22 protein-coding genes are annotated in these 26085 nt (G+C 74.1%); 13 read left to right on the forward strand and 9 right to left on the reverse strand.

Translation table 11 applies throughout. The features are described 5' to 3' along the window. Positions 1-192 precede the first annotated feature (192 nt). Complete coding sequence (locus C892_RS0102530) at positions 193-582, forward strand: lipopolysaccharide assembly protein LapA domain-containing protein (protein WP_017555915.1); 390 nt, start codon at positions 193-195, stop codon at positions 580-582. Beyond that, entirely contained in the window at positions 579-1538 is a 960-nt protein-coding gene (locus tag C892_RS28430; RefSeq protein ID WP_239647236.1) for a YihY/virulence factor BrkB family protein, read from the forward strand. The genes C892_RS0102530 and C892_RS28430 overlap by 4 nt, the downstream gene beginning before the upstream one ends. 221 nt (positions 1539-1759) lie before the next feature. Here C892_RS28430 and C892_RS0102540 read toward each other — a convergent pair whose 3' ends face one another. Next, positions 1760-3118 carry an NsdA family TPR-like regulatory protein gene (locus tag C892_RS0102540; RefSeq protein ID WP_017555917.1) on the reverse strand — a complete coding sequence of 453 codons (1359 nt, stop codon included), beginning with the start codon at positions 3116-3118 and terminating at the stop codon, positions 1760-1762. Between the two features lie 106 nt (positions 3119-3224). On the opposite strand from C892_RS0102540, the gene C892_RS31555 reads away from it, so the two are divergent. Then, complete coding sequence (locus C892_RS31555; RefSeq protein WP_017555918.1) at positions 3225-3392, forward strand: hypothetical protein; 168 nt, start codon at positions 3225-3227, stop codon at positions 3390-3392. A gap of 57 nt (positions 3393-3449) precedes the next feature. After that, positions 3450-5072 carry an asparagine synthetase B family protein gene (locus tag C892_RS0102550; RefSeq protein ID WP_017555919.1) on the forward strand — a complete coding sequence of 541 codons (1623 nt, stop codon included), beginning with the start codon at positions 3450-3452 and terminating at the stop codon, positions 5070-5072. Here C892_RS0102550 and C892_RS0102555 read toward each other — a convergent pair. Both C892_RS0102555 and C892_RS0102560 read right to left on the reverse strand, forming a co-directional pair. Continuing rightward, positions 5020-5541 carry a hypothetical protein gene (locus C892_RS0102555; protein ID WP_017555920.1) on the reverse strand — a complete coding sequence of 174 codons (522 nt, stop codon included), beginning with the start codon at positions 5539-5541 and terminating at the stop codon, positions 5020-5022. The two genes, C892_RS0102550 and C892_RS0102555, sit on opposite strands and share 53 nt — an antisense overlap. Before the next feature lie 101 nt (positions 5542-5642). Continuing rightward, positions 5643-6746 (reverse strand): DUF4158 domain-containing protein, encoded by a 1104-nt coding sequence (locus C892_RS0102560; RefSeq protein ID WP_017555921.1) that lies wholly within the window; start codon positions 6744-6746, stop codon positions 5643-5645. A gap of 112 nt (positions 6747-6858) precedes the next feature. Between C892_RS0102560 and C892_RS28435 the strand changes: the two genes are divergently transcribed. The 3 genes from C892_RS28435 (at position 6859) to C892_RS28440 (ending at position 14027) form a co-directional block, all read left to right on the forward strand. Further along, a complete protein-coding gene (locus C892_RS28435; RefSeq protein WP_017555922.1) occupies positions 6859-7242 on the forward strand; it encodes a GNAT family N-acetyltransferase in 384 nt (127 codons plus the stop codon). A gap of 324 nt (positions 7243-7566) precedes the next feature. Beyond that, positions 7567-13029, forward strand: coding sequence for an ATP-binding protein (locus tag C892_RS0102570; protein WP_017555923.1), 5463 nt, complete (start codon positions 7567-7569; stop codon positions 13027-13029). Between the two features lie 608 nt (positions 13030-13637). Continuing rightward, the gene (locus tag C892_RS28440; protein WP_017555924.1) at positions 13638-14027 is read left to right on the forward strand and encodes an MBL fold metallo-hydrolase; all 390 of its coding nucleotides are present in this window, start codon (positions 13638-13640) and stop codon (positions 14025-14027) included. A gap of 85 nt (positions 14028-14112) precedes the next feature. Here C892_RS28440 and C892_RS0102580 read toward each other — a convergent pair whose 3' ends face one another. Together C892_RS0102580 and C892_RS0102585 are read right to left on the reverse strand one after the other, a co-directional pair. Next, complete coding sequence (locus C892_RS0102580; RefSeq protein ID WP_017555925.1) at positions 14113-14313, reverse strand: hypothetical protein; 201 nt, start codon at positions 14311-14313, stop codon at positions 14113-14115. Between the two features lie 221 nt (positions 14314-14534). After that, on the reverse strand, positions 14535-14921 hold the full coding sequence (locus C892_RS0102585) for a helix-turn-helix domain-containing protein (protein ID WP_017555926.1): 387 nt from the start codon (positions 14919-14921) through the stop codon (positions 14535-14537). Positions 14922-15077: 156 nt separating this feature from the next. Between C892_RS0102585 and C892_RS0102590 the strand changes: the two genes are divergently transcribed. Next, positions 15078-15641 (forward strand): DUF3887 domain-containing protein, encoded by a 564-nt coding sequence (locus tag C892_RS0102590; protein ID WP_017555927.1) that lies wholly within the window; start codon positions 15078-15080, stop codon positions 15639-15641. A 53-nt stretch (positions 15642-15694) separates the two neighbouring features. Further along, entirely contained in the window at positions 15695-16666 is a 972-nt protein-coding gene (locus C892_RS0102595) for a CPBP family intramembrane glutamic endopeptidase (RefSeq protein ID WP_017555928.1), read from the forward strand. Positions 16667-17167: 501 nt separating this feature from the next. Here the strand turns inward: C892_RS0102595 and xylA are convergent. Then, a complete protein-coding gene (xylA, locus tag C892_RS0102600) occupies positions 17168-18331 on the reverse strand; it encodes a xylose isomerase (protein ID WP_026124096.1) in 1164 nt (387 codons plus the stop codon). Between the two features lie 116 nt (positions 18332-18447). Here xylA and C892_RS0102605 point away from each other — a divergent pair, with 116 nt between their 5' ends. Both C892_RS0102605 and soxR read left to right on the forward strand, forming a co-directional pair. Then, entirely contained in the window at positions 18448-19668 is a 1221-nt protein-coding gene (locus C892_RS0102605) for an ROK family transcriptional regulator (RefSeq protein WP_017555930.1), read from the forward strand. Between the two features lie 551 nt (positions 19669-20219). Next, entirely contained in the window at positions 20220-20699 is a 480-nt protein-coding gene (gene soxR, locus C892_RS0102610) for a redox-sensitive transcriptional activator SoxR (protein WP_017555931.1), read from the forward strand. A gap of 522 nt (positions 20700-21221) precedes the next feature. Here the strand turns inward: soxR and C892_RS0102615 are convergent. The 3 genes from C892_RS0102615 to C892_RS0102625 all read right to left on the reverse strand — a co-directional run bounded on the left by C892_RS0102615 (position 21222) and on the right by C892_RS0102625 (position 23746). Beyond that, entirely contained in the window at positions 21222-21635 is a 414-nt protein-coding gene (locus C892_RS0102615) for a VOC family protein (RefSeq protein ID WP_017555932.1), read from the reverse strand. A gap of 112 nt (positions 21636-21747) precedes the next feature. Beyond that, positions 21748-22872: a protein kinase family protein gene (locus C892_RS0102620; protein WP_017555933.1), complete on the reverse strand. Its 1125-nt coding sequence runs from the start codon at positions 22870-22872 to the stop codon at positions 21748-21750. 343 nt (positions 22873-23215) lie between these two features. Continuing rightward, the gene (locus C892_RS0102625; protein ID WP_017555934.1) at positions 23216-23746 is read right to left on the reverse strand and encodes a hypothetical protein; all 531 of its coding nucleotides are present in this window, start codon (positions 23744-23746) and stop codon (positions 23216-23218) included. Positions 23747-23952: 206 nt separating this feature from the next. On the opposite strand from C892_RS0102625, the gene C892_RS0102630 reads away from it, so the two are divergent. Next, a complete protein-coding gene (locus C892_RS0102630; protein ID WP_017555935.1) occupies positions 23953-24894 on the forward strand; it encodes an alpha/beta fold hydrolase in 942 nt (313 codons plus the stop codon). After that, entirely contained in the window at positions 24891-25790 is a 900-nt protein-coding gene (locus C892_RS0102635) for an SDR family oxidoreductase (RefSeq protein WP_017537759.1), read from the forward strand. The genes C892_RS0102630 and C892_RS0102635 overlap by 4 nt, the downstream gene beginning before the upstream one ends. The last annotated feature ends 295 nt before the right edge of the window (positions 25791-26085 follow it).

Genomic DNA, 26085 nt, shown 5'->3' on the forward strand with positions numbered 1-26085 from the left:
GGGCGGGCGAGGAGAAGACCGGGTGCCGCTGCCGCGCGCCACCAGCCGCAGACGGCGCGGGCGCGGTGTTCGGGCCCCGCGGCCGGGCTCAGGCAGGACACCCCGGCGTAGAATCGGCCCCGTACCGGTATCGCGACGACATCCTCGAACCGAGACGCCCGCCCTACCGGCTTCCGTCAGGGGGTATGCGGCATGCCGTTCCCACGCCGGCCCGACCGCCACCGCACACAACAGGACCGACCACCCGACCCGCCCGCCCCCCAAGGCTCCGCCGGCCCCGCACCGGCGGCCGAGCCCGGGCCCCGCGCCGATTCCGCACCCCAGGCGCGCGCCGGCGCGGTCTGGGCCGCAATCGGTGCCCTGGTCCTGCTCGCGGCCCTGCTCATCGTGTTCCTGATCAGCAACACCGCCCGCGTCGAAGTCTCCTTCCTGGCCCTGCGCGGCGAGCTGCCCCTGGCGATCGCCCTGCTCATCGCGATGATCGCCGGAATCGTGGTCGCCCTCACCGGAGCCGCCACCCGCCTCACCCTCCTCCAGCACCGCCGGCGCCGCGAACAGCGGCCCCCCGCCGACCGGCCGTGAGAGCCCGCACCGGTGCGCTGCCGAGCACACGGCCCGCCGGCGCCGCACGCATGCTCGCCGACCGGGCGCGGCAGGCGCGGCGCCTGGCCCTCGACACCGCATCCCGGGCCTGGCAGGACCGCATCCTGGGGCTGGCGGCCGAAGCCGGGTTCTGGTCCCTGCTGTCCCTGACCCCCCTGCTGCTGGTCCTGGTGGCCGCCATCGGCTTCCTGCCCCCGCTGCTCGGCGGCGGCACGGTCGGCGAGGTCGAGGACTGGCTCCTCGCCGCGGCCGGACAGGTCCTGGCGCCCCCCGCCGCCGAGGAGATCATCGGCCCCGTCCTGGACGACGTGCTGCACCACGGACGGGGCGAGGTCGTCTCGGCCGGGTTCCTGCTCGTGCTGTGGAGCGGCTCGGCCGCCATGAACACCTACGTCAACGCCATCACCATCGCCTACGGGATGCACGGCCTGCGGTCGGCGCCCCGGTCCCGGGCGCTGGCCTTCGCGCTCTACCTGGGGGCGCTGGCGGCGGGCGCCCTGGCACTGCCGCTGCTGGTCGCCGCACCCGGCTGGATCCTCACCGCGACCCCCGCCCTGGCCCGCCCGCCCGTCGCACACCTGCTCGAGGCGGGCTCCTGGCCCGTTCCCATCCTCGTCTTCACAGGCCTGCTGGTCCTGCTCTACCGTGCGGCGACCCCGGAGCGAGGCAGGTGGCGGCGCGACGTCCCCGGCGCCGTGCTCGCAGTGCTGCTGTGGCTGGGCGGAAGCCTGGCGCTGCGCTCCCTGCTCGCCCTGACCATCGCCGGCCAGGCCGCCTACGGCGTACTGGCCGCACCCGCCGCCGCCCTGCTCTTCTTGTACGTCACCGCGCTGGCGGTGCTGCTCGGTGCCGAGCTCAACGCCCGGATCGCCCGCGCCCGGCCCGCGGCTCCGGGGTTGAGGAACATCGGAACGAAAACCCGCGCTAAGGGTTGAGCCGCAGGTCCGGGCCACGGGCCCTGCCCATGACGGCTACTCGGCCTCCGGGTCGGAGGGGCGGAGGACCTGTTCCTCAAGGCGCCGGTGAAGGTCGGCCTCTTCCGGAGGAACCGGATCCCCGGGGCGCCGGTCGGGGCCCTCGCGGCTCTCTCACAACCGGGTCGTTTGTGAGAGAGATCCCGGTGGCTTTTGAGGGCAATCCCGTCGCTGTCGCCCGGTCAGCGGAGCGCGGAGGCCTCGCTCAGCCGAGCGGCGACCTGCCGGGTGCGCGCGTTGCCGTGATGGCGTCGGGCCGCGCCGCGGATGCGCCGGGCAGCGGCGTCGGCCCGGCCCGCGGCCAGATGCGGATAGTCGTCGAGAAAGGCGTCCCAGGAGTCACAGGCGGCTTCCAGGTGCCCGGCCCGGTACTGGATCTCGGCGAGCTGGGCGGTAGAAATCGCCCGCGAGCGCCGCTCGGCCGCGGGCCGTCTCCGGTTGGAGGTGCGCATCGCCCGAACGGCGCCGTCCAGGTCGCCCAGGTGGGCGCGCAGGTGGGCCTCCTGGTAGGCCAGGCTGGCGTGGTGGTAGGACCCGAAGGTCTCCACCTTCGAGGTGGCCGCCTCCAAGTGCCGCTCCGCCCGGCCGAACGAGTTCAGCGCTGAGCGGCGATCGCCCACGGCGGCGTGGGCGACGGCCTCCTGGCCCAGCAGGAAGGCGCGCATGCGCGGCGGCGCCGCCGTCCCTGCCGCCGAGGCGGCGGCCTGGACCAGGTGCAGCGCCTCGGTGCGGTGCCCGAGGTCGCCGGCCTGGATGCTCATGCCGCGCAGCACGGTGGCATAGGTCAGCGGATCCTCGGCCTCGGCGGCCAGCCGCAGGGCCTGGAGGTAGTAGCGCTCGGCGAGCCCGTGGGCCTCGTCGTCCCAGGCCATGAACCCTGCCAGGTAGACCAGATCGGCAGCGGCGGCGTGCAGGGCTCGGCGCGTGGCGGGTACGGCCTCGGCGGCCAGCCAGCCGGTCAGGTCGTTGGCGATGTAGGCGGCCACGGCCGAGCGGGCGTGCCCGCCGCCGAACCTGTCGTCGATGGTGGAGAACGCCTCAGCCATCGTGGCCACGGCCTCCACCTCACCTTCGCCGACCCGCGGGCCCGTGCCGGCGGCGGTGCGCTCGGCCCGGTCTGCGATCTCTTCCCAGGCCGGGACGGCGGCCGCGGCGGCCACGGAGTAGACGATGCCGCGCAGCATCCGGCGTCGGCTGATGTCCATGTCGGCGCTCCCCAGCTCGGCCAGTGCGGTCACGGTACCGCCCCGCCAGTCCAGAGCGCCGTCCCCGAACGGCCGGCCGGAGCCACCCATGCCGGTCTCGGCCAGGGCGACCGGGCGCCCCAGACGGCGGGCGGCGGCCTCGGCGATGAGTCCGGGCACCGGCGGCCGGGGCCGGGACCCGGTCAGCCAGTGCGCCACCGAGGTGCGGTCGTAGCGCAGGTCCAGGCCCGTCTCGGCGCCGACGCGGTTGACGGCACGGGCCAGCGCCTCATAGCTCCAGCCGGTCCGGGAGACCAGGGCGGCCAGGGCGGTGTTGGGGGTGCGCGGTCGCGGCATCAGAGCCCCTCCGGCGTTCAACACGTTCAACACCTCCCCTTCCCCTCGGGCCTGGGCGGTCAAGCCGATCCGTCCTGTACTGGTCACGTGCCGAAAGGAGGTGACCATGACGAGCACGACCGCAACGCCCGGCGGCCCGGCCGCGCAGACCGGGACTGAGGAGCTGGAGGAGCTGTTCGCGTCTCCCGAGGTTCTGACCACCGTGGAGGTGGCCGCCGAGTACACCAAGAAGAACGGCTCCAGCGACCACCCCAAGCAGTACGACGAGATGTGACCTCCACGGGGCGGCCCGCACGCTGTGGGCCGCCCCGCCCTTTGAAGGGAGCCCCCAGTGTTCCGGTTTCGCCTGGCCCGCCCGTTCACCGCCGAGGACCTGCCCGGCCTGCGCGCCGCCGCTCCCGGCGGCCCGTTCCTGGAGGTCTACGCCCACCCCGCCCTGGAGCAGACCGTCGTGCACCGCCCGGACGGGGGCGGGTTCATCGTCAACCGCGAGCGCCTGCGCGGATGTCCGGCGCCCCCGCCCGAACAGGCGGTGGGCGAGAGGGCCTACGACCGCGCCCTGGCCGACGCGCTCGCCTGGCCGCTGGGGTTCGTCCTCATCGAGTTCGGTCCCGCCCGGGTGCGGCTGCACGCCAGCCAGTGGGGCACCGCCCCGCTGCACCTGGCCGCGGCCGGCGGGGCGCTGCACGGCTCCTGGGACCTGCTCGATGTGGCGCCGCACGTCGACGCCGCCCGGCTCGACCCCCAGGAGGTGACGGGCTTTCTGACCTACCGGGGCCTCTACTCCCGCCGCACCGTCCTGGCCGACGTGTGCACCCTGACCGAGCGCGCCACCGCCGAGTTCGACGGGGCCCGCCTGTCGATGGCCTACCCCGGGCCGGGGCTGCACGCCCAGCCCCGTGAGCTGCGGCCGCACGCCGACGTGGTCGGCGCCTTCGAGCGTGTCCTGGCCGGGGCCGTCGAGCAGTGGGACTACGCCCCCGAGCGGGCGGTGGCCGACCTGTCGGGCGGCATGGACTCGGCCAACGTCGCCCTCACCCTCGCCCGCCTGCACCCCGGCCGCGTGGCCACCGGAGCGATGATGTTCCACGGCCCTGTCGGCGCCCAGCAGGCCCGGCGCCGTGCCGAGCTGCGCACCGCCGGATTCGCCGAGGACCACACCCTCGACCTGGCCGGGCACCTGCCGTTCGCCCCCGGCGGGCCCCGCGACCGCGGCGAGCCCTTCGACCCGGAGGAGGGCCCCTACTGCGAAGCCCGCAACACCCTCCTCGACGCCTACGCCGCGGCGGACAAGCAGGTGGTGTTCACCGGGCTGGGCGGGGACGAGGCGATGAAGCTGCGCTCACGGGAACGCCAGGCCCTCGGCCTGGCACCGGCGGCGGTGCCGCTGGAGATCGGCGCCGACGACCTGCCCGCCTACCTCGGTGCGCGCGCCCGGGAGGCGATCGAGGCCGGGCCGCCGCAGGCCGCCCCGATCGGCCCCACCCTGTGGTCGATCCTGGACTCCTTCGCCGCCCTGTACCCGCACTACATGCGCCGCGGGCTGTGGCCGGTCAACCCGCTGGCCGCCCCCGGGTTCGTCCGGCTGGCCGAGTCGCTGCCCGCCGATTGGCGTGCCGACAAGCACCTGCTGCGCTCGCGGCTGCGCGCGGCCGGGTTCTCCCGCGACGTCGCCCACCCGGAGCTGGCCGAGAACTTCCAGCACATCTTGAACATGGCCATGGTCCGCCACGGCGTCGACCGGCTGAACGCGCTGCTGGACGAGGGGGCGGTGCTGGTGGAGGAGGGGTTCTTGGACGAGGCCGAGCTGCGCCGGGCCGCGCGCCGCTTCACCGAGACCGGCGACCACCGCCTGTACGAGGTCTACCGGCCGCTGATGCTGGAGACCGCGGTGCGCTCGCTCAGGCGTCTGTCTTCACCGGCAGGTCGGGCTGCGGCTCGGCCGGGCGGGTGAGGATGTAGGCGGTGCGGCCGCGCCGCTCAAGGGTGCGCAGCAGCTCCCAGCCCTGGTCGTCGGTGTAGTAGGCGGCCAGGCGGTGGTGGAAGCAGCCGCGGCGCACGTGCCGGCGCCCGGTGGCCGCGGCGTGGTCCAGGGCCCAGCGGGCGATGAGGCGGCCGTACCGGCGACCGTCGGAGGGCAGGGTCCAGGTGGAGGCCAGGAACAGCGCGGGCTCGGCGCGCTCGGCCTCGGTGAAGCACCACTGGGGGGACTCCTCCAGCACGGTCGTGCACCCTAGGAGGGCGCCGTCCTCCTCAAGGAGGGCCCACACCGGCCAGTCGGGGTCCCCGGCCTGGGCGGCCAGGGTCTCGGCGATGTCGGAGGCGGTCTTCAGCCCTCGTTCGTGCATCCATGCGGCGCGGCGGCGGACCATCGCCGCGACGGCGTCGGCGTCCTCGGCGGCGGCCGGGCGCATCTGCAGCATCACCGATCCCCTCCCTGCTCGCCTGCGGGCCACCACCCTACGCCCGGACGGGCCCGGATCTCAGTTCTCCAAGGGTCGCCGTGTCTCCCGGTCGGCCTCGATCAACGGGGCCGCCTCATCAGAACCTGGGCGAGGTTGACCGCCGCGGCGTCGACGCCGTCGCCGGGGCCGGGGGTGGCCTCGAAGAGCGCCCCCACGGCCGCCGCGAGCTTGGCCGACTCGGTGTTCATCCGCGGCAGCCGCCTGACCTGCTCCTTGGTCGACTCCCGTTCGGCCTGGGCCAGCAGCTTGGTGGTCATCAGCAGGTCCAGCAGCTCCAGGGCGTCGTCGACGGCGCGGGCCTGCAGGTGCACGACGGTGGCCAGCAGGGTGGCCAGCCTGCCCGGATCGTCGTGGCGGCGCAGGACGGGGGCCTTGCCCGACAGCCCGTAGCGGGCCATCTCGGTGATGCGCCGGGCGGGAAAGGCGGACAGGTCGACCTCGCCCAGCCCCAGGCCGAAGATCTCGGCGACCCGGTCCAGGGCGCGCACCATCTCCTGTCCCGAGCGGCGGGTGGGGCCGCGGCGCAGCCGCTCCAGGTTGGATGCCCGTTGTCCTTCCGGCACGGCGAGCAGGGCCTCCAGCCCGGCCTGCTGGGCCGGGCTGAGCAGGGAGCACAGCGTCGTCCAGAGCCGTTCGGTGACCTCCTCGCGCACCTGCGCCACCAGCCGGGTCAGGGTCGTGACCCCGGGAAGGAGCACCGCGCGGCGCAGTATCCAGGCGACCGCCCCGTCGAAGAGCGCCTTGGGCCCGTCGGTGGTGGTCCACACCTGGGCCTGGAGCCACGTCCGCAGCTCGTCCTGCTTGTCCGAGAAGTCCTCGAACCCGCACGCGCGGCGGATCTCCTCGGCGTGGTCCAGGCGGGTCTGCTCGCGGACGGCGTAGTCGCCCAGGCAGGCGGGGTCGTCGATGCCGAGCTGCTCGGCGAGGTAGGCGACCGCGTTCTCAGGCACCTCGCCGAGGTCGGTGGGGAAGGTGCCCAGCGCGCGGGCCGTGCACAGCTGCACGGCGAAGCCGAGGCGGTTCGCCTCGCGCCGCTTGGGCGCGATCAGCTCCCAGTCGGCGTCGTCGAGGTGGAAGAAGCGGTCCACGTGCGCGCGCGAGGGCGGCTCGGCGTAGCGGCCGTAGCGGGCCGCCTGCTCGTCGGTGAGGAAATCAACTGGCATGCCCCCAGAAGCTACGAGCAGGGACGAAACGCTTAGAGCGGGGTTTCGTTCCGATGTTCCTCAACCCCGGGGCCACGGACGCGCCGCCGGCCCGCAGGACCGCGAGCAGGTCGTGCGCTGGTGCCGCCGGTTCTGCCTCGACGTCGCCGAACAGGCCTCCATCGACCTGATCGACTCAGGATCCTGGGACTCCTCGCGATTCGCCGACCGGCACTTCACCTTCTGGCAGACCCCCGACGGCACCCCCGTGGCCATGGCCGCCGCCACCCCCCTCGTGGGCGGCATGGTCCGCATCGACCCCGTCTACACCCCCTCCCGCCTGCGCGGCCGCGGCTACGCCGGCGCCGCCACGGCCCAGGCCAGCAGGACCGCCCTGGCCGCCGGCGCCCAGGAGGTCGTGCTGTTCACCGACCCGGCCAACCCCACCAGCAACGCCCTCTACCAGCGCCTGGGCTACCACCGCATCGCCGACTTCGTCGGCTACCGCCTGCGCTGACCCCCGAGCGCACCCCGCCCCGGCCCGGGTTCGAACACCCGCCGCCGACGGTGTTCGAACCCCGCCCCCTCGGGTGAGACCCCCCACACCCCCGCCCCGCATACCCTGGTCGACCGGGCCCGCCACCACCGGCCCCCGGACCGGCGCTTTGGCCCATTCCTACAAACTCGGCCCGCCAATGTTGCGCCGAGAACGACATGGCACCACCGCACCGCACACGGAAAAGTGGAACCCTGCCGGGGCACACCCGCGCCCGCCCCGCGCAGGCCCCCCGCCGCGGCGCACACGCTCACTGCTCACCACGAAGAGAAGGGCTCGGTCGGCTTGTTCAAGCGAATCGCCATCGTCAACCGCGGCGAGGCCGCCATGCGCCTCATCCACGCAGCACGCGACCTCTCCGCCCAGACCGGCACGCACATCGCCACCATCGCGCTGCACACCGACGTCGACCGCACCGCCGCCTTCGTCCGCGAAGCCGACCACGCCTACCAGATCGGCCCCGCCTCGGCCCGCCCCTACCTCGACCCCAAGGCCCTCGAGCGCGCCCTGACCGAGACCGGCGCCGACGCCGCCTGGGTCGGCTGGGGCTTCGTCGCCGAAGACCCCGCCTTCGCCGAACTCTGCGACCAGCTCGGCATCACCTTCATCGGCCCCAGCGCCGAGGCCATGCGCCGCCTCGGCGACAAGATCGGCGCCAAACAACTGGCCGAACAGGTCGGCGTGCCCGTCGCCCCCTGGAGCGGCGGCGCCGTGGCCACCCTCGACGACGCCCTGGCCGCCGCCACCGACATCGGCTACCCCCTCATGCTCAAGGCCGCCGCCGGCGGCGGCGGACGCGGCATCCGCGTCATCCACGACGCCGACGAACTCACCCAGGCCTTCGACCGCACCGCCGCCGAGGCCGCCCGCGCCTTCGGCTCGGGCACCCTGTTCCTCGAACGCCTGGTCACCGGCGCCCGCCACGTCGAAGTCCAGGTCATCGCCGACGGCCAGGGCACCGCCTGGGCCCTGGGCGTGCGCGACTGCTCCATCCAGCGCCGCAACCAGAAGATCATCGAGGAATCGGCCTCCCCCCTGCTCGACGCCGACCAGACCGCCGAACTCAAGGCCTCCGCCGAACGCCTCGCCCTGGCCGTGGGCTACCGCGGCGCCGCCACCGTCGAATTCCTCTACCACCCCGGCCAGCGCCTCTTCGCCTTCCTCGAGGTCAACACCCGCCTGCAGGTCGAACACCCCATCACCGAGGCCACCACCGGCACCGACCTGGTCGCCGCCCAGCTCCAGGTCGCCGCCGGCCACCCCCTCACCGGCACCGCCCCCCAAGAGCGCGGCCACGCCGTCGAGGCCCGCCTCAACGCCGAGGACCCCGACCGCGACTTCGCCCCCTGCCCGGGGCGCATCACCCGCCTGGAACTGCCCGCCGGCCCCGGCATCCGCGTCGACACCGGCGTCGCCGAAGGCGACACCATCCCCGCCGAGTTCGACTCCATGATCGCCAAGATCATCGCCTACGGCCGCGACCGCGACCAGGCCCTGGCCCGCCTGCGCCGCGCCCTGTCCGAGACCACCGTGGTCATCGAAGGCGGCGCCACCAACAAGAGCTTCGTGCTGGAACTGCTCGACCAGGACGAGGTCACCGGCGCCACCGCCGACACCGGCTGGATCGACCGCGTCCGCGCCCAGGGCCGCCTCAACAACGCCCCCCACTCCACCCTGGCCCTGATCGCCGCCGCCATCGAGGCCTACGAGGAGGAAGAGGGCGCCGCCCGCGACCACCTGCTCGCCACCGCCTACGGCGGCCGCCCCCAGGTGCGCCACGAGACCCACCGCCCCCTGGCCCTCAAACTCCGCGGCGCCACCTACCAGGTCCACCTGGCCCGCACCGGCGCCGACCGCTTCCGCGCCACCGTCGCCTCCGGCGAGAACACCGCCACCGCCCATGTGCACCTGCACCGCCACGACGACCACACCGGCCAGATCACCGTCAACGGCCACCGCCACCGCCTGCTCACCGCCACCCACGGCCCCGTCCACCTCGTCGAGATCGACGGCACCACCCACCGCGTCAGCCGCGACGAAGGCGGCATCGTCCGCTCCCCCGCACCCGCCCTGGTCGTGGCCACCCCCCTGCAGCCCGGCCAGACCGTCGAGGCCGGCCAGCCCGTCCTGGTGCTGGAGAGCATGAAGATGGAGACGGTCCTGACCGCCCCCTTCGACGCCCGCCTGGCCGACTCCCAGGTCCAGATCGGCAGCCAGGTCGAGACCGGCGCCGCCCTGCTGCGCCTGGAACCCCTCGCCGAGGGCGACCAGGCCCCCGCCGAGCAGAGCGCGCACCTGGACCTGCCCCCCGCACCCGGCCACACCCCCCTGCACCAGCGCCTGGCCCGCGGCCAGGCCGACCTGCGCGCCCGCATGCTCGGCTTCGACCCCGACCCCGACGACCCCGACGCCGACCTGGTCGGCTACCTCGCCGACCGCGCCGCCGCCACCGACCAGGGCGCCGCCCCCGTCGCCGACGAGCTCGGCATCATCGAGGCCTTCGCCGACCTGGCCGAACTCTCCCGCAACCGCCCCGCCGAGGGCACCGCCCCCGGCGAGGAGCACCTCCACAGCACCCGCGAGCACTTCCACACCTACCTGCAGAGCCTGGACCTGGACCGCGCCGGCCTGCCCGAGGCCTTCCGCACCCGCCTGGCCCGCGCCCTGGCCCACTACGGCCTCACCGACCTCGACCGCACCCCCCGCCTGGAGTCCGCGGTCTTCCGCGCCTTCCTCGCCCAGCAGCGCGCCGCCTCCGACGCCCGCATCATCGCCGCCCTGCTGCGCACCTGGCTCACCGAACCCGCCCCCGACCACACCCTGCGCGAACCGGTCGGCCTGGCCCTGGAACGCCTCATCGCCGCCACCCAGGTCCGCTTCCCCCACCTGGCCGACCTGGCCCGCGGCGTCGTCTTCGCCTGGTTCGCCCAGCCCCTGCTGCGCCGCAACCGCGCCCGCGTCTACGCCGACGTCCGCCGCCACCTGCGCCACCTGGACGCCCACCCCCACTCCCCCGACCGCGCCGAGCGCATCGCCCACATGGTGCGCAGCACCGAGCCCCTCGTCCGCCTGCTCGGCCAGCGCCTGGCCCGCGGCCGAGCCGACAACTCGGTCATGCTCGAGGTCCTCACCCGCCGCTACTACGGCAACAAGGGCCTGAGCGAGGTGCGCACCGCCACCGCCGCCGGCACCGACTTCACCCTGGCCCAGCGCGACGGAACCTGCCTGGCCTCGGCCGCCCTGCCCTTCGAGCACCTGGACAGCGCCCTGGCCGGCCTGGCCGAGATCGCCGCCGACCAGCACAGCCTGGACGCCGACCTCTACCTGGCCTGGGAGGACCAGCCCGAGGACCCCGAGGCCACCGCCGCCGCCCTGACCGAACACCTGGCCGCCCGCCCCCTGCCCCCGCAGGTCAACCGCGTCACCACTACCGTGGCCGGCAGCCGCGGCGCCGTCATGCACCACCACTTCACCTTCCGCCCCGACCCCGGCCGGGGCCACCGCATGGCCGAGCAGCGCCTCATCCGCGGCCTGCACCCCCACATCGCGAGCCGCATGCAGATCGAGCGCTTCGCCGACTTCGACCTGACCCGCCTGCCCTCCACCGACGAAGAGGTCTACCTCTTCAAGGCCCAGGCCGGCACCGACGCCTCCGACGAGCGCCTCATCGCCTTCGCCCAGGTCCGCGACCTGACCGAGCTGCGCGAGAACGACGGCCGCCTGGTCGCCCTGCCCACCGCCGAGGGCACCCTGGCCGCCTGCCTGGACTCCATCCGCCGCGCCCAGGCCGACCGCCCCGCACACAAGCGCCCGGCCACCAACCGCATCGTCGTCTACGTCTGGCCGCCCAGCACCCTGACCCGCGACGAGATGGAGATGCTCGCCGAACGGATCCGCCCCACCACCGCCGGCGCCGGCCTGGAGGAGATCACCTTCATCGGCCGCCGCCGCGACCCCGACACCGGCGCCCTGACCAAGATCGCCGTGCGCATCTCCTTCGACGCCGCCGGCCGCCCCGAGCTCACCGTCGGCCCGCCCGACCTCGAGCCGGTGCGCCCCCTGGACACCTACCGCCAGAAGGTGCTGCGCGCCGCACGCCGCAACACCGTCTACCCCTACGAACTCACCGACATGCTCGGCGACTTCACCGAGCACGACCTCGACGCCGACGGCCGCCTGGTGCCCGTGGACCGCCCCAAGGGCCGCAACACCGCCGCCATCGTCGCCGGCACCGTCACCACCCCCACCGCCAAGCACCCCCAGGGCATCACCCGCGTGATCCTGCTCGGCGACCCCACCAAGGCCCTGGGCGCCCTGTCCGAGGCCGAGTGCCGCCGCGTCATCGCCGCCCTGGACCAGGCCGAGCGCATGGGCGTGCCCCTGGAGTGGTACGCCCTGTCGGCCGGCGCCCGCATCGCCATGGACTCCGGAACCGAGAACATGGACTGGGTCGCCGCCGCCCTCAAGCGCATCGTCACCTTCACCCAGGACGGCGGCGAGATCAACGTGGTCGTGGCCGGCATCAACGTCGGCGCCCAGCCCTACTGGAACGCCGAGGCCACCATGCTCATGCACACCAAGGGCGTGCTGGTCATGACCCCCGACTCGGCCATGGTCCTCACCGGCAAGCAGTCCCTGGACTTCTCCGGCGGCGTCTCGGCCGAGGACAACTTCGGCATCGGCGGCCACGACCGCATCATGGGCCCCAACGGCCAGGCCCAGTACTGGGCCCGCGACCTGCCCGCCGCCCACGGCGTGCTCATGGCCCACTACGACCACACCTACACCGCCCCCGGCGAGACCGCCCCCCGCCGCGCCGCCACCACCGACCCCGCCGACCGCGACATCAGCCCCTACCCCCACACCGCCGAGGGCAGCGACTTCACCACGGTCGGCCAGATCTTCTCCGCCGAGCACAACCCCGACCGCAAGAAGCCCTTCGACATCCGCACCGTCATGCGCGCCCTGTCCGACCAGGACCACGCCCTCCTGGAGCGCTGGGCCGACATGGCCGACGCCCACAACGCCGTGGTCGCCGACGCCCACCTGGGCGGCACACCGGTGTGCCTGCTGGGCATCGAGTCCAAGAACCTGCCCCGCCACGGCTTCCCGCCCACCGACGGCCCCGACGCCTACACCGCCGGGACCCTCTTCCCCCAGGCCTCCAAGAAGGCCGCCCGCGCCATCAACGCCGCCAGCGGCAACCGCCCCCTGGTGGTGCTGGCCAACCTCTCCGGCTTCGACGGCTCACCCGAGTCCATGCGCAAGCTGCAGCTGGAGTACGGCGCCGAGATCGGCCGGGCCGTCGTCAACTTCGACGGGCCCATCGTCTTCTGCGTCATCTCCCGCTACCACGGCGGAGCCTTCGTGGTCTTCTCCAAGGCCCTCAACCCGAACATGACGGTGCTGGCCCTGGAGGGCTCCTACGCCTCGGTGCTGGGCGGCGCCCCGGCCGCGGCCGTGGTCTTCTCCGGCGAGGTCGACGCCCGCACCGCCGCCGACCCCCGCCTGCAGGCCCTGCAGGAGCGCACGGCGGCGGCCGAGGGCACCGAACGCGCCGCCCTGGCCGCCGAGCTGGAGGAGCTGCGCGGCTCGGTGCGCGCCGAGAAGCTGGGCGAGGTCGCCGCCGAGTTCGACGCCGTGCACAGCATCCGGCGCGCCGTCGAGGTCGGCTCGGTCGACGAGGTCATCAGCGCCGCCCAGATGCGCCCCCGCATCATCCAGGCCCTGCACGACCGCCGGGGCTGACCCGCCCGCACACACGACAAGGGGGGCCGCGCGTACCGCGCGCGGCCCCCCTTGTGCTCCGTGCATCCGAGGGCTTGCCGTCGGCGCTCAGGCCGGCGGCCGGTACCGGGGGCACGGGGCGGGCGCCCACCGCCGACCGCATCCGACCGCACCGCCTCCCCGTCCGAGCCGTCCACACCGCTCACGCAGCGCAGGAACGCCAGCCTGACCCGCTGGACCGGCCCGAACCGCTCAGGGGTGTCCTCCGTTGGCTCCGTACCCCGCGACACCGCCCAGGGAGTACATCCCCCCAAGGCCATCAGCAGGCCCTTGTCCCCACTGCTCAACGTGTACGGGTCCCGTATCCCCGATCCACTCCGGCCCCCGCGTGGTCGGCGGCGGCTCCTCCCCGCCCCCGCCCCGGCCCCGGCACCGCGTGGGCCCGGCCAGTGCACCGCGGCGCGGCCCAGGACGCGCACCCGCCCCAAAGACGAGCCGCAAACCAGCGCGAACACCCCGCCGCCCCACCGCATCCCACCCACCGGGACCACACCCACCACACCACACGGCAAGGAGCGCCCGCATGCGCGAGCACCCCCCTCACCCGCCGCACCCTGGCCCGCCTCGGCATGGGCGCCCTGACCGCCGCCGCACTCCCCCTGGCACCCGCCCCCGCACACGCCGCCACCCCCGGCACCGTCTCGCCCCTCTTCGGCGTCCACCACCGCGGCCGCCCCCACACCGCCATGCTCTGGGGCGGCACCAACCCGCCCGCCGAACCCGAGCACCTCGCCGACTACCTGGACTCCATCGACCGCTTCCGCACCCGCATGCACCGCGCCGGCGCCGACGTCGAACTCTCCGCCCACCCCAACGACCACGGCCTGCAGCGCATGGAACAAATCCGCCGCGACCCCCACGGCCCCAACCCCTTCGTCCTGGGCCGGGCCCGCACCCACCGCTACATGGCCGTCATGGACCTGATGATCCAGGGCCGCCTCGCCGACGCCCGCGCCTGACGGGGGCCGAGGAGGATCGCCCCAGGGTTCAGCGGTAGAGCCGCGACGGTAGAGCCGCGACCTGGGCGACTGAGCGGATCGCCCGCTACGGCCGCTTCCCCGACGAGCCGTCGGCGGGCGACCTGGACAAGCGGGGGCGCCGGTCGAGCCACCGGGTTCCGGCGGCGAGCACGCCCACGACCCCGGCCGTGGTCGGCACCGCCGGCGCGCAGCACGCCACGGCGGCCAGGCCCCCGAGCGCCTTCGGGGCCAGGCGGGAGCGTCGGTCGGCGGCAGGGTCCACCATGGCGGTCCTCCTCGGCCCGATCGGTGGAGGGGATGGGACGGCGGTCGCTGGACGCACGGACGGTCAGGTCGTCGCAGCCCGCCTGGAGGGCGCCGACCAGGGCGGCGCGGATCGTGGCGAGGCCGGCGATCTCGGGGGGGCGAACCAGGTGAGCCCGGAAGGCGCAGGGGCCGGGTCGTCAGGTAGCTGAGCTACTGCTGCTCGGGGTCGTTCTCCGCTGCTTAGACCTGGCCGTGCACGACGGCCGGGCTCACCCCGACCCCGCGGGCGATCTCGCGTGGCGATGGGCCCTCGGCGCGGCGGGCCAGGATCGCCCGTCGCTTGTCGGCGCCGACCACACGGCCTCGGCCGCCCTTGCCCCCGGTCCGGGCGGCCGAGGCCAGGCCGCTGCGGGTCGTGCGGACGATGTCGCGTCGGCGGTCCTCGGGCGGGGCGAGCGCCGGGTCCAGGATCGGGCTGCGCTCGGTGCGCTCTCCGGCGGCGATGCCGTCCGGGACCTTGACCGCCGCCCCTTGCCCGAACAGGTCGTGGAGCACGATCAGCCCCTCGGGGAGGCTGCGGCCCAGCCGGTCGGCCTCCTGGACGGTGGGCTTGTCCCCGGGGCGCACGAGTCGGTGGATGAGCCCTCACGGTGGGCGGACACACCCGGTCGGGCAGCCCCGCACATCGTTGCGCGCACCCTCCTGGCGCACAGCCGGTTGTAAAGATAGGCTTTACAGATGCAAGAACGATTGACAGATGCGTTGCGGGCCTTGAAAACGCGCATGGAGGCGCTCCTCGCGGCACGTGTCCTGACCAAGGACGACGACTGGGCCGACGCGATAGGGCGTGCCGTGAGCATGCAGGCGGCCGCCGATGACGTCGTGCGTGCTGTCGTGCAGCAGGCGCGCCAGAACGGCGCTACGTGGCAGGTCATCGGTGACGCGCTCGGCGTGAGCAGGCAAGCGGCGTTCCAGCGCTATGGCAGACCGATCGACCCCAGAACAGGAGAACCCATGAACACCACCCCGCTCTCCGGCGCCGCCGAACTGGCAGCCTCGACGATCGAGGACCTCGCTTCCGGGCAATGGGCGCGTGTCACCGAGCAGTTCGATCCGACCATGCGCGACGGCCTGCCGGAGGACGCGCTCGCGGCCGCGTGGGCACAGATCGTCGGCCTGTCAGGAGCCTTCGAGAGGCTCGGAGAGCCGGAGGTCACCCGGGCCGGCGACGTGACCATCACGAACACGCCGCTCTCGTTCGAGGCGGGCGACTACACGGCACGGATCGCGTTCCGCGACGACCGCACCATCGCCGGCCTGCACATCCTCGAAGGGCAGATGTCGTGACCGACGGATCTCCGGGCGGACCGAAGACGACCACGCCTCCTAGCGGGCCCCGCATGAGCGGCCGGGACCTGCGACCCATCGGCGTATTCACCGCCCTGGCCTTCGCGCTCGCCTGGCTCCTCGCGCTCCCTCTCTGGTTCGGTGACGGACTCGCCAGCCCCTGGTTCACCCCCGTGGCGACCGCCACGATGATGACCCCCGCGATCGCCGCCCTCATCGTCGTGTTCTTCGTGGAGCGGCCGCAGCAGAAGGCGTGGACGCTCGGACTGTGGCCGCTCAGACCGGTTCGCAGACTCCTCGTCTACTCGGCGCTGGGAATCTTCGTCTCCATCGCGCTGGTCCTGGCGGCGCTCCCGGTCGGCGCGCTGCTGGGGGTCTATCCGGCCGACTTCACGAACTTCTCCGCCTTCCAGCAGGCCCTCGACGAGCAGGCGGGCACCGCAGGAGCGGCCGAGATCCCGATACCGGTCGGCGCGCTCATCGCCCTCCAGATCGCCCTGCTCCCCTTGGCGGCGTTCATCAACCTCATCCCGGCGCTGGGCGAGGAACTCGGGTGGCGCGGGTGGCTGCTCCCGAAACTGATGCCGCTCGGCACTCTGCCGGCCCTCCTGGTCTCCGGCGTGATCTGGGGCCTTTGGCACGCCCCGCTCATCCTCCTCGGGTACAACTACCCCGATGCACCGGGCTGGCTCGGCTTGACCGCGATGGTGGCCATGTGCGTTCTGATCGGCGCGGTCTTCGGCTGGCTGAGGCTCCGATCGGGATCCGTGTGGCCCGCAGCCCTGGCACATGCCGCGTTCAACGCGGCGGGCGGGACCTACCTCCTCTTCGCCGCGGCGGGAGAGCACGTCGACACCACGCAGGCGACGATCCTCGGCTGGAGCGGGTGGATCGTGCCGCTCGCGCTCGTCGTGGTCCTGATCGCCACGGGACAGTTCGCTTCCGCCAAGCACCCGTCCACCCCGCCGTCGAAGAAAGGGAGCCTGCCCGCACACCCGGCGACGGGACAAGCAACCCGTGAGTAGCGACAGCGTGGCTATGTCGATGAGAAGTAGCAGCACTTATCGATGAGTTCTGGAGGCGCTCAAGACCCTCTGCGGCGTGGTCGTGTTGATGAGTTCCGACAACGCCAGCGCCTTCCTCGTCGCCGAGTGTGGCCGCCGCTCGCCGCACCTCAAGGTCGTTCGTCCTCGCTTCGCTGCGGGCGCTCCACCTTGACCCGCGGCTTCGCAGGCGGCGGTGGGGGCGACTATCGAGGAAGGGCAAGGTGCGCCCCGTCGCACGCAGTGCTGCCAGGAGTCATCGACACGACCCTGCGACGGATGGAGGCGCTGCCGAAACTCATCGACAAACGCTGTCCGCTCTCACGAACAAACCCAGACAGCGCATTCTGCGGCCTTGGCCGGCGAGCGGGGAGAGGCACTACCGCTGAATCCCGCAGCAACCCTCCTCGCCCCCGACCCCGCAACACCCCGCACGGCAAAAGGGCCCGGACCCCAAGGGGGTCCGGGCCCTGGCGCCGCGCACTACCCGCGCACACCCAGCATGAACTCGGTCGCCAACTGGTCCAGCCGCTCGAACCCGTACCCCCGGGCCCGCAGCCCCTCCAGGTCCGCCTCCCGCTCGCCCGCCACCGAGGCCAACGACTCCCCCGCACCCAGCGTCGGCTCCGCCAGCTCGCCCACCCGCGAGGCCTCCAGCGCCTCGGCCACCTCCGGATCGGCCCGAAACGCCGCCGCCCGCTCCCGCAGGATCAGGTAGTTGCGCATGCACGCCCGCGCCGACTCCCACACCCCCGCATCGTCCTCGGTGCGCGGCGGCTTGAAGTCGAAGTGCCGCGGCCCCGCGTACCCCTCACGCTCCAACAGGTCCACCAGGAAGAACGCCTCACGCAGGTCACCGCCCCCGAACCGCAGGTCCTGGTCGTACTTGACCCCCCGCTGCCCGTTCAGGTCGATGTGGAACAGCTTGCCGTGCCACAGCGCCTGCGCCACCCCGTGCACGACGTTCAACCCCGCCATCTGCTCATGGCCCACCTCCGGGTTGACCCCCACCATCTCCGGGTGCTCCAGCTCCGAGATGAACGCCAGCGCGTGCCCCACCGTCGGCAGCAGCACATCGCCCCGCGGCTCGTTCGGCTTGGGCTCCACCGCCAGCCGCAGATCATGGCCCTGCTCGCGGATGTAGCCGCACAGCGCGTCGAAGGCCTCCCGCAGCCGCTCCAGCGCCGCGCGCCCGTCCTTGCCCGCCTCGCTCTCGGCCCCGTCCTGGCCGCCCCAGCACACGTAGGTGCGCGCCCCCAGCCGCGCCGCCAGGTCGATGTTGGCCGCCGCCTTGCGCAGCGCCAGCCGCCGCACCCGGCGGCTGTTGGAGGTGAACCCCCCGTCACGGAACACCGGATCGCTGAACAGGTTGGTGGTGGCCATCGGCACCGCCAGCCCCGTCTCCTCCAGCGCCTTGGTGAAGCGCTCCACGATGCGCTCGCGCTCGGCCCCGCCGGTGCCCGCCGGGATCAGGTCCTCGTCGTGGAAGCTCACCCCCCAGGCGCCCAGGCCCGCCAGCTCGTGCACCGCGCGCACCGGGTCCAGCGGCTCGCGCACCGCCGCACCGAAGGTGTTCACGCCCTGCCAGCCCACGGTCCACAGACCGAAGCTGAACCTGTCCTCGGGGCGGGGGCGGTAGTCCATCAGGGACCTCCTCGGGGGAAGAAGCGTTGCCGACCCCCATTAGTCTGGTCACCGAACAAACCCCGCGTCAATGCCCCACCACCCCCGCACACCCCACCCGACCACGACACAATGGCCCCGTGACCACCACCGACCGCCCCGCCACCAAACACACCATCCGCGCCGCCAACCTCGGCCTCATCCTGCGCACCCTGCGCACCCACGCCCCCTGCTCCCGCGCCCGCCTGGCCACCGCCAGCGGCCTGACCAAATCCACCGTCTCCAGCCTCGTCGACGAACTCACCGCCGCCGGCCTCATCACCGAACACGGCCCCCACCACACCCCCACCGCCGGCCGCCCCGCCCTCATGCTCGGCCCCGACCCCGCCCGCCGCGCCGTCCTCGGCCTCGAAGTCAACGCCGACTACCTCGCCGCCAGCGCCCTGGACCCCACCGGCGGCGAACTCCTCGCCCTGCACACCGACCACGACACCCGCACCACCACCCCGCACGCCACCGCCCAGGCCGCCGCCGACCTCATCACCCGCGCCCTGAACCACCCCGCCCTGGCCCACCGCACCCTCCTGGGCACCGGCATCGCCATCCCCGGCCTCATCGACCCCGCCACCCACACCGTCCTCACCTCCCCGCCCCTGGGCTGGACCCACACCCCCTTCACCGACCTCCTCCCCCCGCCCCCCGCACCCACCGGCCCCCACATCACCGGCAACGACGCCACCCTCGCCGCCCTGGCCGAACACCGCTTCGGCCACCTCGCCCACACCCCCGACCTCGTCTACCTCACCGGCGAAGTCGGCCTCGGCGCCGGCATCCTCACCGGCGGCACCCCCCTGACCGGCACCCGCGGCCACGCCGGCGAGATCGGCCACGTCACCCTCGAACCCGACGGCCCCCACTGCGCCTGCGGCCGCCGCGGCTGCCTCGAAGCCCTCGCCGGGATCGACGCCATCCTCCACGCCGCCGGAACCGCTCCCGACCCCCACAGCCCCACCAACACCGCCCTCACCCACGCCGTCGCCACCACCGCCGACAACGCCCGCAACGGCGACCCCCGCGCCCTCACCGCCCTCACCCGCGCCGGACACCGCCTCGGCCAGGGCTGCGCCATCCTCGCCAACCTCCTCGACCCCGCCGCCATCATCCTCGGCGGCTACTACACCGACCTGGCCCCCTGGCTCCTGCCCCCCGCACGCCGGACCGCCCGCACCCACATGCACGCCCCGCCCCCCGGCGACCTCATCCACCCCTCCACCCTCGGCCTGACCGCAGCGGCCAAAGGCGGAGCCGCCGCCGTGCTCACCGCCCTCGAAGAGGGCCGCATCCCCCTCACCCCCGCCTGACACCCCGCACCCCGGCCGACGGACACACGCCCACACCGCACGCGAACACCCCCGGCACCACCCAGACACGCCCCCGGTTCGGGGCGACGACGGCCGCACACCCGAAGAGAAGACGACAGAGCGCAGAGCAGGAACCGCCGCCACCGCAAGCCGACACATGCCCACGCCGAGTCGGCCGGCCGGACCACGCGGGCACGACCGCGCCACCGGCCCTGGCCGGCCGGCCGGCTCCCCGGCCACCAGCTCACACCAGACCGTGTGCCCCTGCGGATGCGGCGGCACCGTGCCGCCCACACGCCCACCGCACAACGCGCTCACGAACCCCAGTCCGCGCACCTCCAGGCACACCCCTCCGCGCCCTGCCACAGCGAAGCCGTGAACACCTCGCCCGGCAGCCCCGACCGCGAATGCCGCGCCGCATTGGTCTCCCACTCGCTCGCGCACAGCAGCAGCGCCTCTCCCAACCGCACGCACGGCGGCCGCCCGCGGCCCCACCCGGCGCGGTGGGCTACCCTCGTGCCCGACGCAGGGCGTGCGAGGGGAGGCCGCAGGTGGCCCAGGAGGCCTGGAAGCGCAAGGAGCTCACCGTGGGCCAGGTCGCAGAGCGCAGCGGCGTGGCCGTCTCGGCCCTGCACTTCTACGAGCGCCAAGGGCTCATCACCAGCCGCCGCACCGCCGGCAACCAGCGCCGCTACGCCCGCGACACCCTGCGGCGCATCGCCTTCATCAAGGTCAGCCAGCGCGTGGGCATCCCGCTGGCGCGCATCCGCACCGCCCTGGAGAGCCTGCCCGACGAGCGCACCCCGACCGTGGAGGACTGGGCGCGCCTGTCCCGCGGCTGGCGTTCGGAGCTGGACGCCCGGATCGAACAGCTGGAGCGGCTGCGCAACGACCTCAGCGACTGCATCGGCTGCGGCTGCCTCTCCTTGGAGCGGTGCGTGCTGTCCAACCCCTACGACCGCCTTTCCGAGGAGGGCCCGGGGCCGCGCCGCCTCATGGTCGCGGGCCTGGAGGACCGGGTCGAGGAGTAGGGGAGGGGAAGCGAGGGGCCGCCTTGCCCTGGGGCCCAGAGCGATCGGGCCACTAGGCGAAAGCCTCCCAGGGCGCCCTGAGTGCCCGCCTCGGCCGCCACGCCCCCCCGCCTTACCGGGATTCGAGCGCAGCCCTGTGGGTCCGTTCCGCTGCCGTACACGGCCGCGGACACGCCTCTCCTCGGACAGGGACAGGCGCTATGCCCGAAAGCTCCATTTCGTCGTGGGCGGGGCGCGCTTCAGAAGATGAGTGCGGCGTAGCCGCACGATTTCGGTATGCAGTGGCTGGTTGCTGGCAACCAGTGCTGCCTTTATGGCGTAGATTCAAAGTACTTGTTCTGTGTGCCGTCGAACGCCCCGCCCGGACTAGTCCCTACCTCAGGGCCCGTCCCTCTTCCGGCGGCGTCTTCCCCAGCGCGCTCCGCCTCCTGTGGTGGTTCCGTGCCCGGCGGGCGGGACCGCCGTCGTCGCCCGCCCGCACCGTATCTGCCCGGTGCCGCCGCCCCTGGGACCGCTCCCCTGTCACCGCCCTTCGGACGGGACGTCCCTGCGCACCCTGAGAGGGTGGTCGGTCGGGACCTCCACGATGTGCAGGAGAAGTCCGTCGGGGTCGGTCACATGCATCTCGATCAGCCCCCACGGCTCCCGCCGCGGCTCGCGCATGATCACGCACCCGCGCTCCGACAGCTCCTGCTGTGCACTGGTGGCGTCCTCCACCTGCAGCCACAGCTGCGTGGCCTGCGGCTCGGGCCGCACCCGCGAACCCCCCGAGAGCTCCAGGAAGCCGCCGCCCAGGAAGAAGACCGTCCCCCACGCCCCTTCCCCGGTGGCGAACTCGCGGTAGACCGCCAGTCCCAGCACATCCCGGTAGAACGCCAGGCTGCGCTCCATGTCGGTCGGCCTGATCACGAACCTGCTACTGAGAACGTTCACCATGGACGCGACTCTAGGCTCCGCCCCGCCGTACGGCCCAACGAACGGCCGTCACCGGTGCCGACAGGGCCCCCTGGCGTCCCCCTCCAAGCGGACACCGCAACGCGAGAATCCGTCATCCCCCGCCCGTCCTCCTGGGGGCCGAGACCGTGCACTGCCTGCCCGACCATGCCGCCTCGGCCGCCGCGCGGTCGAGATCGGCGGCCGGGAAGGGGGTCCTCTTGCTCCGCGTGAGCAGCCGGCGGTGGAAGCCGTCCAGGACGAGGACGGGCCGGGCGTGCCGGTCGATGATCCCCGCGATCCCCGCGGGAACACCGCCGGGCTTTCGGCCGGCGCACCACTCCCGAAGGAACACGTGTCCGTCCGTGTCGCCCCGAAGGGGGTCGACGAGGTGGCGGAGCAGATGGCTCGCGGCCGAATGGCGGTCGTAGGCCAGATGGTCCGCAAGGAACCGCTCCTCGGCGGCTGAGAGCGCGAATCCCGAGCTCAGGGCCAGCCCGAAGTCCGCGAAGTAGATCGAACGGCCGTCGGTCAGCAGGTTGTCGAAATGGACATCGAAGTGCACGAGCCCGCGAGAGCTCATGAACGCCGCTCCCCGCACCAAGGCCTCCTCCACCCACCGATACGCGGAGCCGTCGCCGGCCCGAGCCGCGTTCCCCCGGTGCGCGCCCAACCACGCACCCAGCGTCTGCGGCACGTGCTCGAGGAAGAGCACCAGGCTGCGGGAGCAGCGACCGATGGCCTCCAGCCGCTCGCGCACGGCCGGTGAGCCCTCCCAGTGGGCGACCGCGCCGTCGATGCCGCCGAACTCGTCCACGAAGCCCTCGGGAGGGGAATCGGGCAGCACACGCCAGTGGTACATCAAGGGAAAGCCCTCGTGCCGCCCTTCCAGGACCCAGGCGCCGGCCATGGCGTGGACCGCCAGCTCCCGCCAGGCGCCGAACCCGGCCGAGCCCGCCCCGTACTGGTAGAACACCGGCAGGCCGAAGAGGTTCGCGGTGGAATGGACGTTCTCCGGCCGGGCCTCCACGTCGGTCAACGGCACCCTCTTGACGAAGACGGGCGTGCCGTCGACGTCCAACTCCGCGGACCTGCCGCCGATGCCGGATCCGACCGCGGAGGCGGACGACACGGCCTCAGCGAGCCGCCGGTCGCTCAACGACGACAGGTGAGCGGCCACGGTCCCGTAGGCGGCCACACGCGCGGCGTAGGCGGAATAGGCGGAATCACAGCGGCGCATCGGCGGCTCCTCGGTGCACCGGCCCCGAGGACCCGGTGATCGCAGGGACCCGGCGACCCTATCGAGCCCTTACCTCCCGAAGCCGCGACCGGCCGCAGGAAGGCGCGGGAAGCGCGCTCCACGGCCCTGCTCCCTCCACCGCCGGGGCGTCGCAGAGGCACGGACCTCGGGCCGCGGCCCCGCCGGGCGGACGAAGCGACCCCAGCGGCGGGCCCCGAAGAACACCGATCCCCCGGTCGGCCAACGACTCCTGCCGGTTTTCCGTCCCGGGACTTCGCAGTGGGGCCGGTGCCGTGCCCGTGCGCGACGGCGCGGGCGGTGTCGGCGCACTGCGGCACCGCGCTCAGCCGCGGCCGCGCATCGGCTCCAGCAGCGACGCGTCGCGCACCCGGACCAGGCGCAGCGGCCCCGGGCCCGGCGCCGGGGTGTAGACGCGCACCAGCACGCCCTCCTCGGCCTCTGCCGCGGCCACCCAGCACATCCCCGTCACCAGCACCACGGCCCGCACCGCTCCGCCGTCCACGGACAGCTCGGCCTGCGACCAGCGCGCGTCCTCCCCCAGCGACAGGGCCGCCCCGCCCTGCGGGTCGCGCATACGGCGCTCCATCAGCGCGCGTTCGGCGCACAGCCCCCGCAGCGCCCGCTCCTCGGCCGGCCCGTCCCAGACCCTGGTGGCCACCTCCACGTCCGGGCCGGTGTCCCGCCCCTCCGGGGTGGACCCGAAGTCGACCACCGCCCGCAGCGGCGTGCCCGCGACCGGGTCCGCCGTCACCGAGCTCACCCTCCCGGGGCGCTCCTCGCCCTCGGGCACGTACACCGGGATCGCCTCGACCAGGCCTTCCAGGCCCTCGCCCTGCTCGTCCGCCGCATCCATCACCGCCGAATCCTAGGCCGATCGGCCCTACCGCGGCGAATCCCGCGAGCTGAGCGGGGCCCCGCGGCGACCACCGAAAAACGAATAACCCTTCCAATGCCCATTGTCATGGTCTACGCTCGGGCGGCATACCGACCGACCCGTCGGTAACAACCCGTGCACCCCGACCCCCGTCCCGCCCCCGCGGACGCCACCGAGGAGCCGACATGACCCCCCAACGGCAGCACCGCACCGTCGAATCCGCCGACGGCACCCTCCTCAACGTGGAGACCACCGGCCCCGACGACGGCCCCGTCCTCGTCCTGGCCCACGGCTGGACCTGCGCCACCGCCTTCTGGGCCCCCGTCGTCAACCGCCTCCCCCGCCACCTGCGCATCGTCATGTACGACCAGCGCGGCCACGGCTCCAGCGCCCGCCCCGCCACCGCCGCCGGCTACTCCACCACCGCCCTGGCCGACGACCTGTGCGCCGTCCTGCAGGCCACCGTCCCCGCCGGCACCCCCGCCGTCCTGGCCGGCCACAGCATGGGCGGCATGACCCTCATGGCCGCCTCCCGCCGCCCCGCCCTGCGCGAGCGCGCCGCCGCCGTCGCCCTCATCAGCACCGGCAGCAGCCGCCTGCCCCACACCTCCACCGTCCTGCCCCTGGCCGCCTCCGGCAGCGCCGCCCGCGCCGCCCTCCACCGCGCCGCCCTGGGCGCCCCCCTGCCCCTGGGCCCCAAGACACCGCTCACCCGCGCCGCCGTCCGCTACATCACCACCGCCCCCGGCGCCGACCGCCGCATGACCGACTTCACCGCCCGCCTCGTCCACGCCTGCCACCCCGCCGCCCGCGCCCGCTGGGGACACGTCCTGGGCACCCTCGACCTCGACGAGGCCCTGCGCGCCCTGGACATGCCCACCGCCGTCGTCCACGGCACCCGCGACCGCCTCATCCCCCTCCCCCACGCCCACCGCACCCGGCGCATGCTGGCCGACTGCCGCACCTTCACCGAGATCCCCCAAACCGCCCACATGACCCCCCTGGAGGCCCCCGACCGCATCGCCGCCCTGCTCACCGACATGGCAGCGGCCCACCTGCCCGCCCCCGCCGCCAACGGCGCGGCCAAGCCCAAGGCCAAGAAGAAGACCCAGGAGGCCGGAGCATGACCCGCACCCACCCCGGCCTGGCCGGCCGCACCGCCGTGATCACCGGCGCAGCACGCGGCCTCGGCGCCCTCCTCGCCCGCAAGCTGGCCGACCAGGGCGTCCGCGTGGCCCTGGTCGGCCTCGAACCCGACGAGCTCAAGGCCGTCGCCGCCGAATGCGGCCCCGACGCCGCCCACTGGGAGGCCGACGTCACCGACCGCGCGGCCCTCGCCGAGACCGCCCGCGCCATCGAGGACCACTACGGCCGCATCGACATCGCCGTGGCCAACGCCGGCATCGCCACCGGCGGCCCCTTCGGCGACACCGACCCCGACGCCTTCGACCGGGTCGTCGAGGTCAACCTGATGGGCAGCATCGCCACCGCGCGCGCCTTCCTGCCCGCGCTGCGCCGCTCCCGGGGGCACCTGCTGCAGGTCGCCTCCCTGGCCTCCCTGACCCCGGCCCCGCTCATGGCCGCCTACTGCACCGGCAAGGCCGGCGTCGAGGCCTTCATGCACTGCCTGCGCCCCGAGGAGTCGCTGCACGGCGTCACCACCGGCATCGCCTACCTGTCCTGGACCGACACCGACATGGTCCGCGGCGCCGACGACGACCCCGCGCTGCGCGAGCTCCGCTCCCGCCTGCCCTGGCCGCTCAACCTCACCCACCCGCTCCCCCCGGCCGCCGACCGCATCGTCGCCGGGATCGCCCGCCGCTCCCCGCACGTCTACGGCCAGCCCTGGCTGCGCGCCCTGCAGGGCGCACGCGGGGCCCTGCCCTCGGTGGTCGCCGCCTTCGGGCCCCGCGAACTGCGCCGCCTCCAGGACCGCCTTGCGGCCGGGGCGGCCACCCGGGCCCACGCCGTGGGTGCGGGCGGCCAGGCCGACCTCGCCGCACGGCGGCACCGCGCGGACTGAACGCGCCCCTCGACCGCGGGGTCCGGCCGCCCGCCCGCAGCGCTCCGGACCCCGCGCCCGCTCCACGGGCGGTCCCTGACCGCTTCCGCCCGGCTCTTCAGAGCGTCCGGCAGGGACGGGTCCGCAGGGCCGAGAGCCTCAGCACGTAACGGCCAGGCCCGAGCCCGCCGGCCACGCGCTCGGGCACTCGCGCGGCGGGCCCTCCATCAAGCTCCAGCCGTCGGTGGTGCCCGGCGCCGGGCAGCGCGGCGACGGTCCGCAGTTCGCACGGCCAGTGTGCGGTGTCCGCATCGGC

This window comes from Nocardiopsis baichengensis YIM 90130 (assembly GCF_000341205.1).
Lineage (GTDB): Bacteria > Actinomycetota > Actinomycetes > Streptosporangiales > Streptosporangiaceae > Nocardiopsis_A > Nocardiopsis_A halophila.

Excerpts from the sequence above, each read along its gene's own strand:
- C892_RS0102530 (WP_017555915.1), top strand. The coding sequence starts at position 193 with ATGCCGTTCCCACGCCGGCCCGACCGCCACCGCACACAACAGGACCGA.
- C892_RS0102540 (WP_017555917.1), bottom strand. The coding sequence starts at position 3,118 with ATGCCGCGACCGCGCACCCCCAACACCGCCCTGGCCGCCCTGGTCTCC.
- C892_RS31555 (WP_017555918.1), top strand. The coding sequence starts at position 3,225 with ATGACGAGCACGACCGCAACGCCCGGCGGCCCGGCCGCGCAGACCGGG.
- C892_RS0102555 (WP_017555920.1), bottom strand. The coding sequence starts at position 5,541 with ATGCTGCAGATGCGCCCGGCCGCCGCCGAGGACGCCGACGCCGTCGCG.
- C892_RS0102560 (WP_017555921.1), bottom strand. The coding sequence starts at position 6,746 with ATGCCAGTTGATTTCCTCACCGACGAGCAGGCGGCCCGCTACGGCCGC.
- C892_RS28440 (WP_017555924.1), top strand. The coding sequence starts at position 13,638 with ATGGGCGCCCTGACCGCCGCCGCACTCCCCCTGGCACCCGCCCCCGCA.
- C892_RS0102580 (WP_017555925.1), bottom strand. The coding sequence starts at position 14,313 with ATGGTGGACCCTGCCGCCGACCGACGCTCCCGCCTGGCCCCGAAGGCG.
- C892_RS0102590 (WP_017555927.1), top strand. The coding sequence starts at position 15,078 with ATGGAGGCGCTCCTCGCGGCACGTGTCCTGACCAAGGACGACGACTGG.
- C892_RS0102595 (WP_017555928.1), top strand. The coding sequence starts at position 15,695 with ATGAGCGGCCGGGACCTGCGACCCATCGGCGTATTCACCGCCCTGGCC.
- C892_RS0102615 (WP_017555932.1), bottom strand. The coding sequence starts at position 21,635 with ATGGTGAACGTTCTCAGTAGCAGGTTCGTGATCAGGCCGACCGACATG.
- C892_RS0102620 (WP_017555933.1), bottom strand. The coding sequence starts at position 22,872 with ATGCGCCGCTGTGATTCCGCCTATTCCGCCTACGCCGCGCGTGTGGCC.
- C892_RS0102625 (WP_017555934.1), bottom strand. The coding sequence starts at position 23,746 with ATGGATGCGGCGGACGAGCAGGGCGAGGGCCTGGAAGGCCTGGTCGAG.
- C892_RS0102630 (WP_017555935.1), top strand. The coding sequence starts at position 23,953 with ATGACCCCCCAACGGCAGCACCGCACCGTCGAATCCGCCGACGGCACC.
- C892_RS0102635 (WP_017537759.1), top strand. The coding sequence starts at position 24,891 with ATGACCCGCACCCACCCCGGCCTGGCCGGCCGCACCGCCGTGATCACC.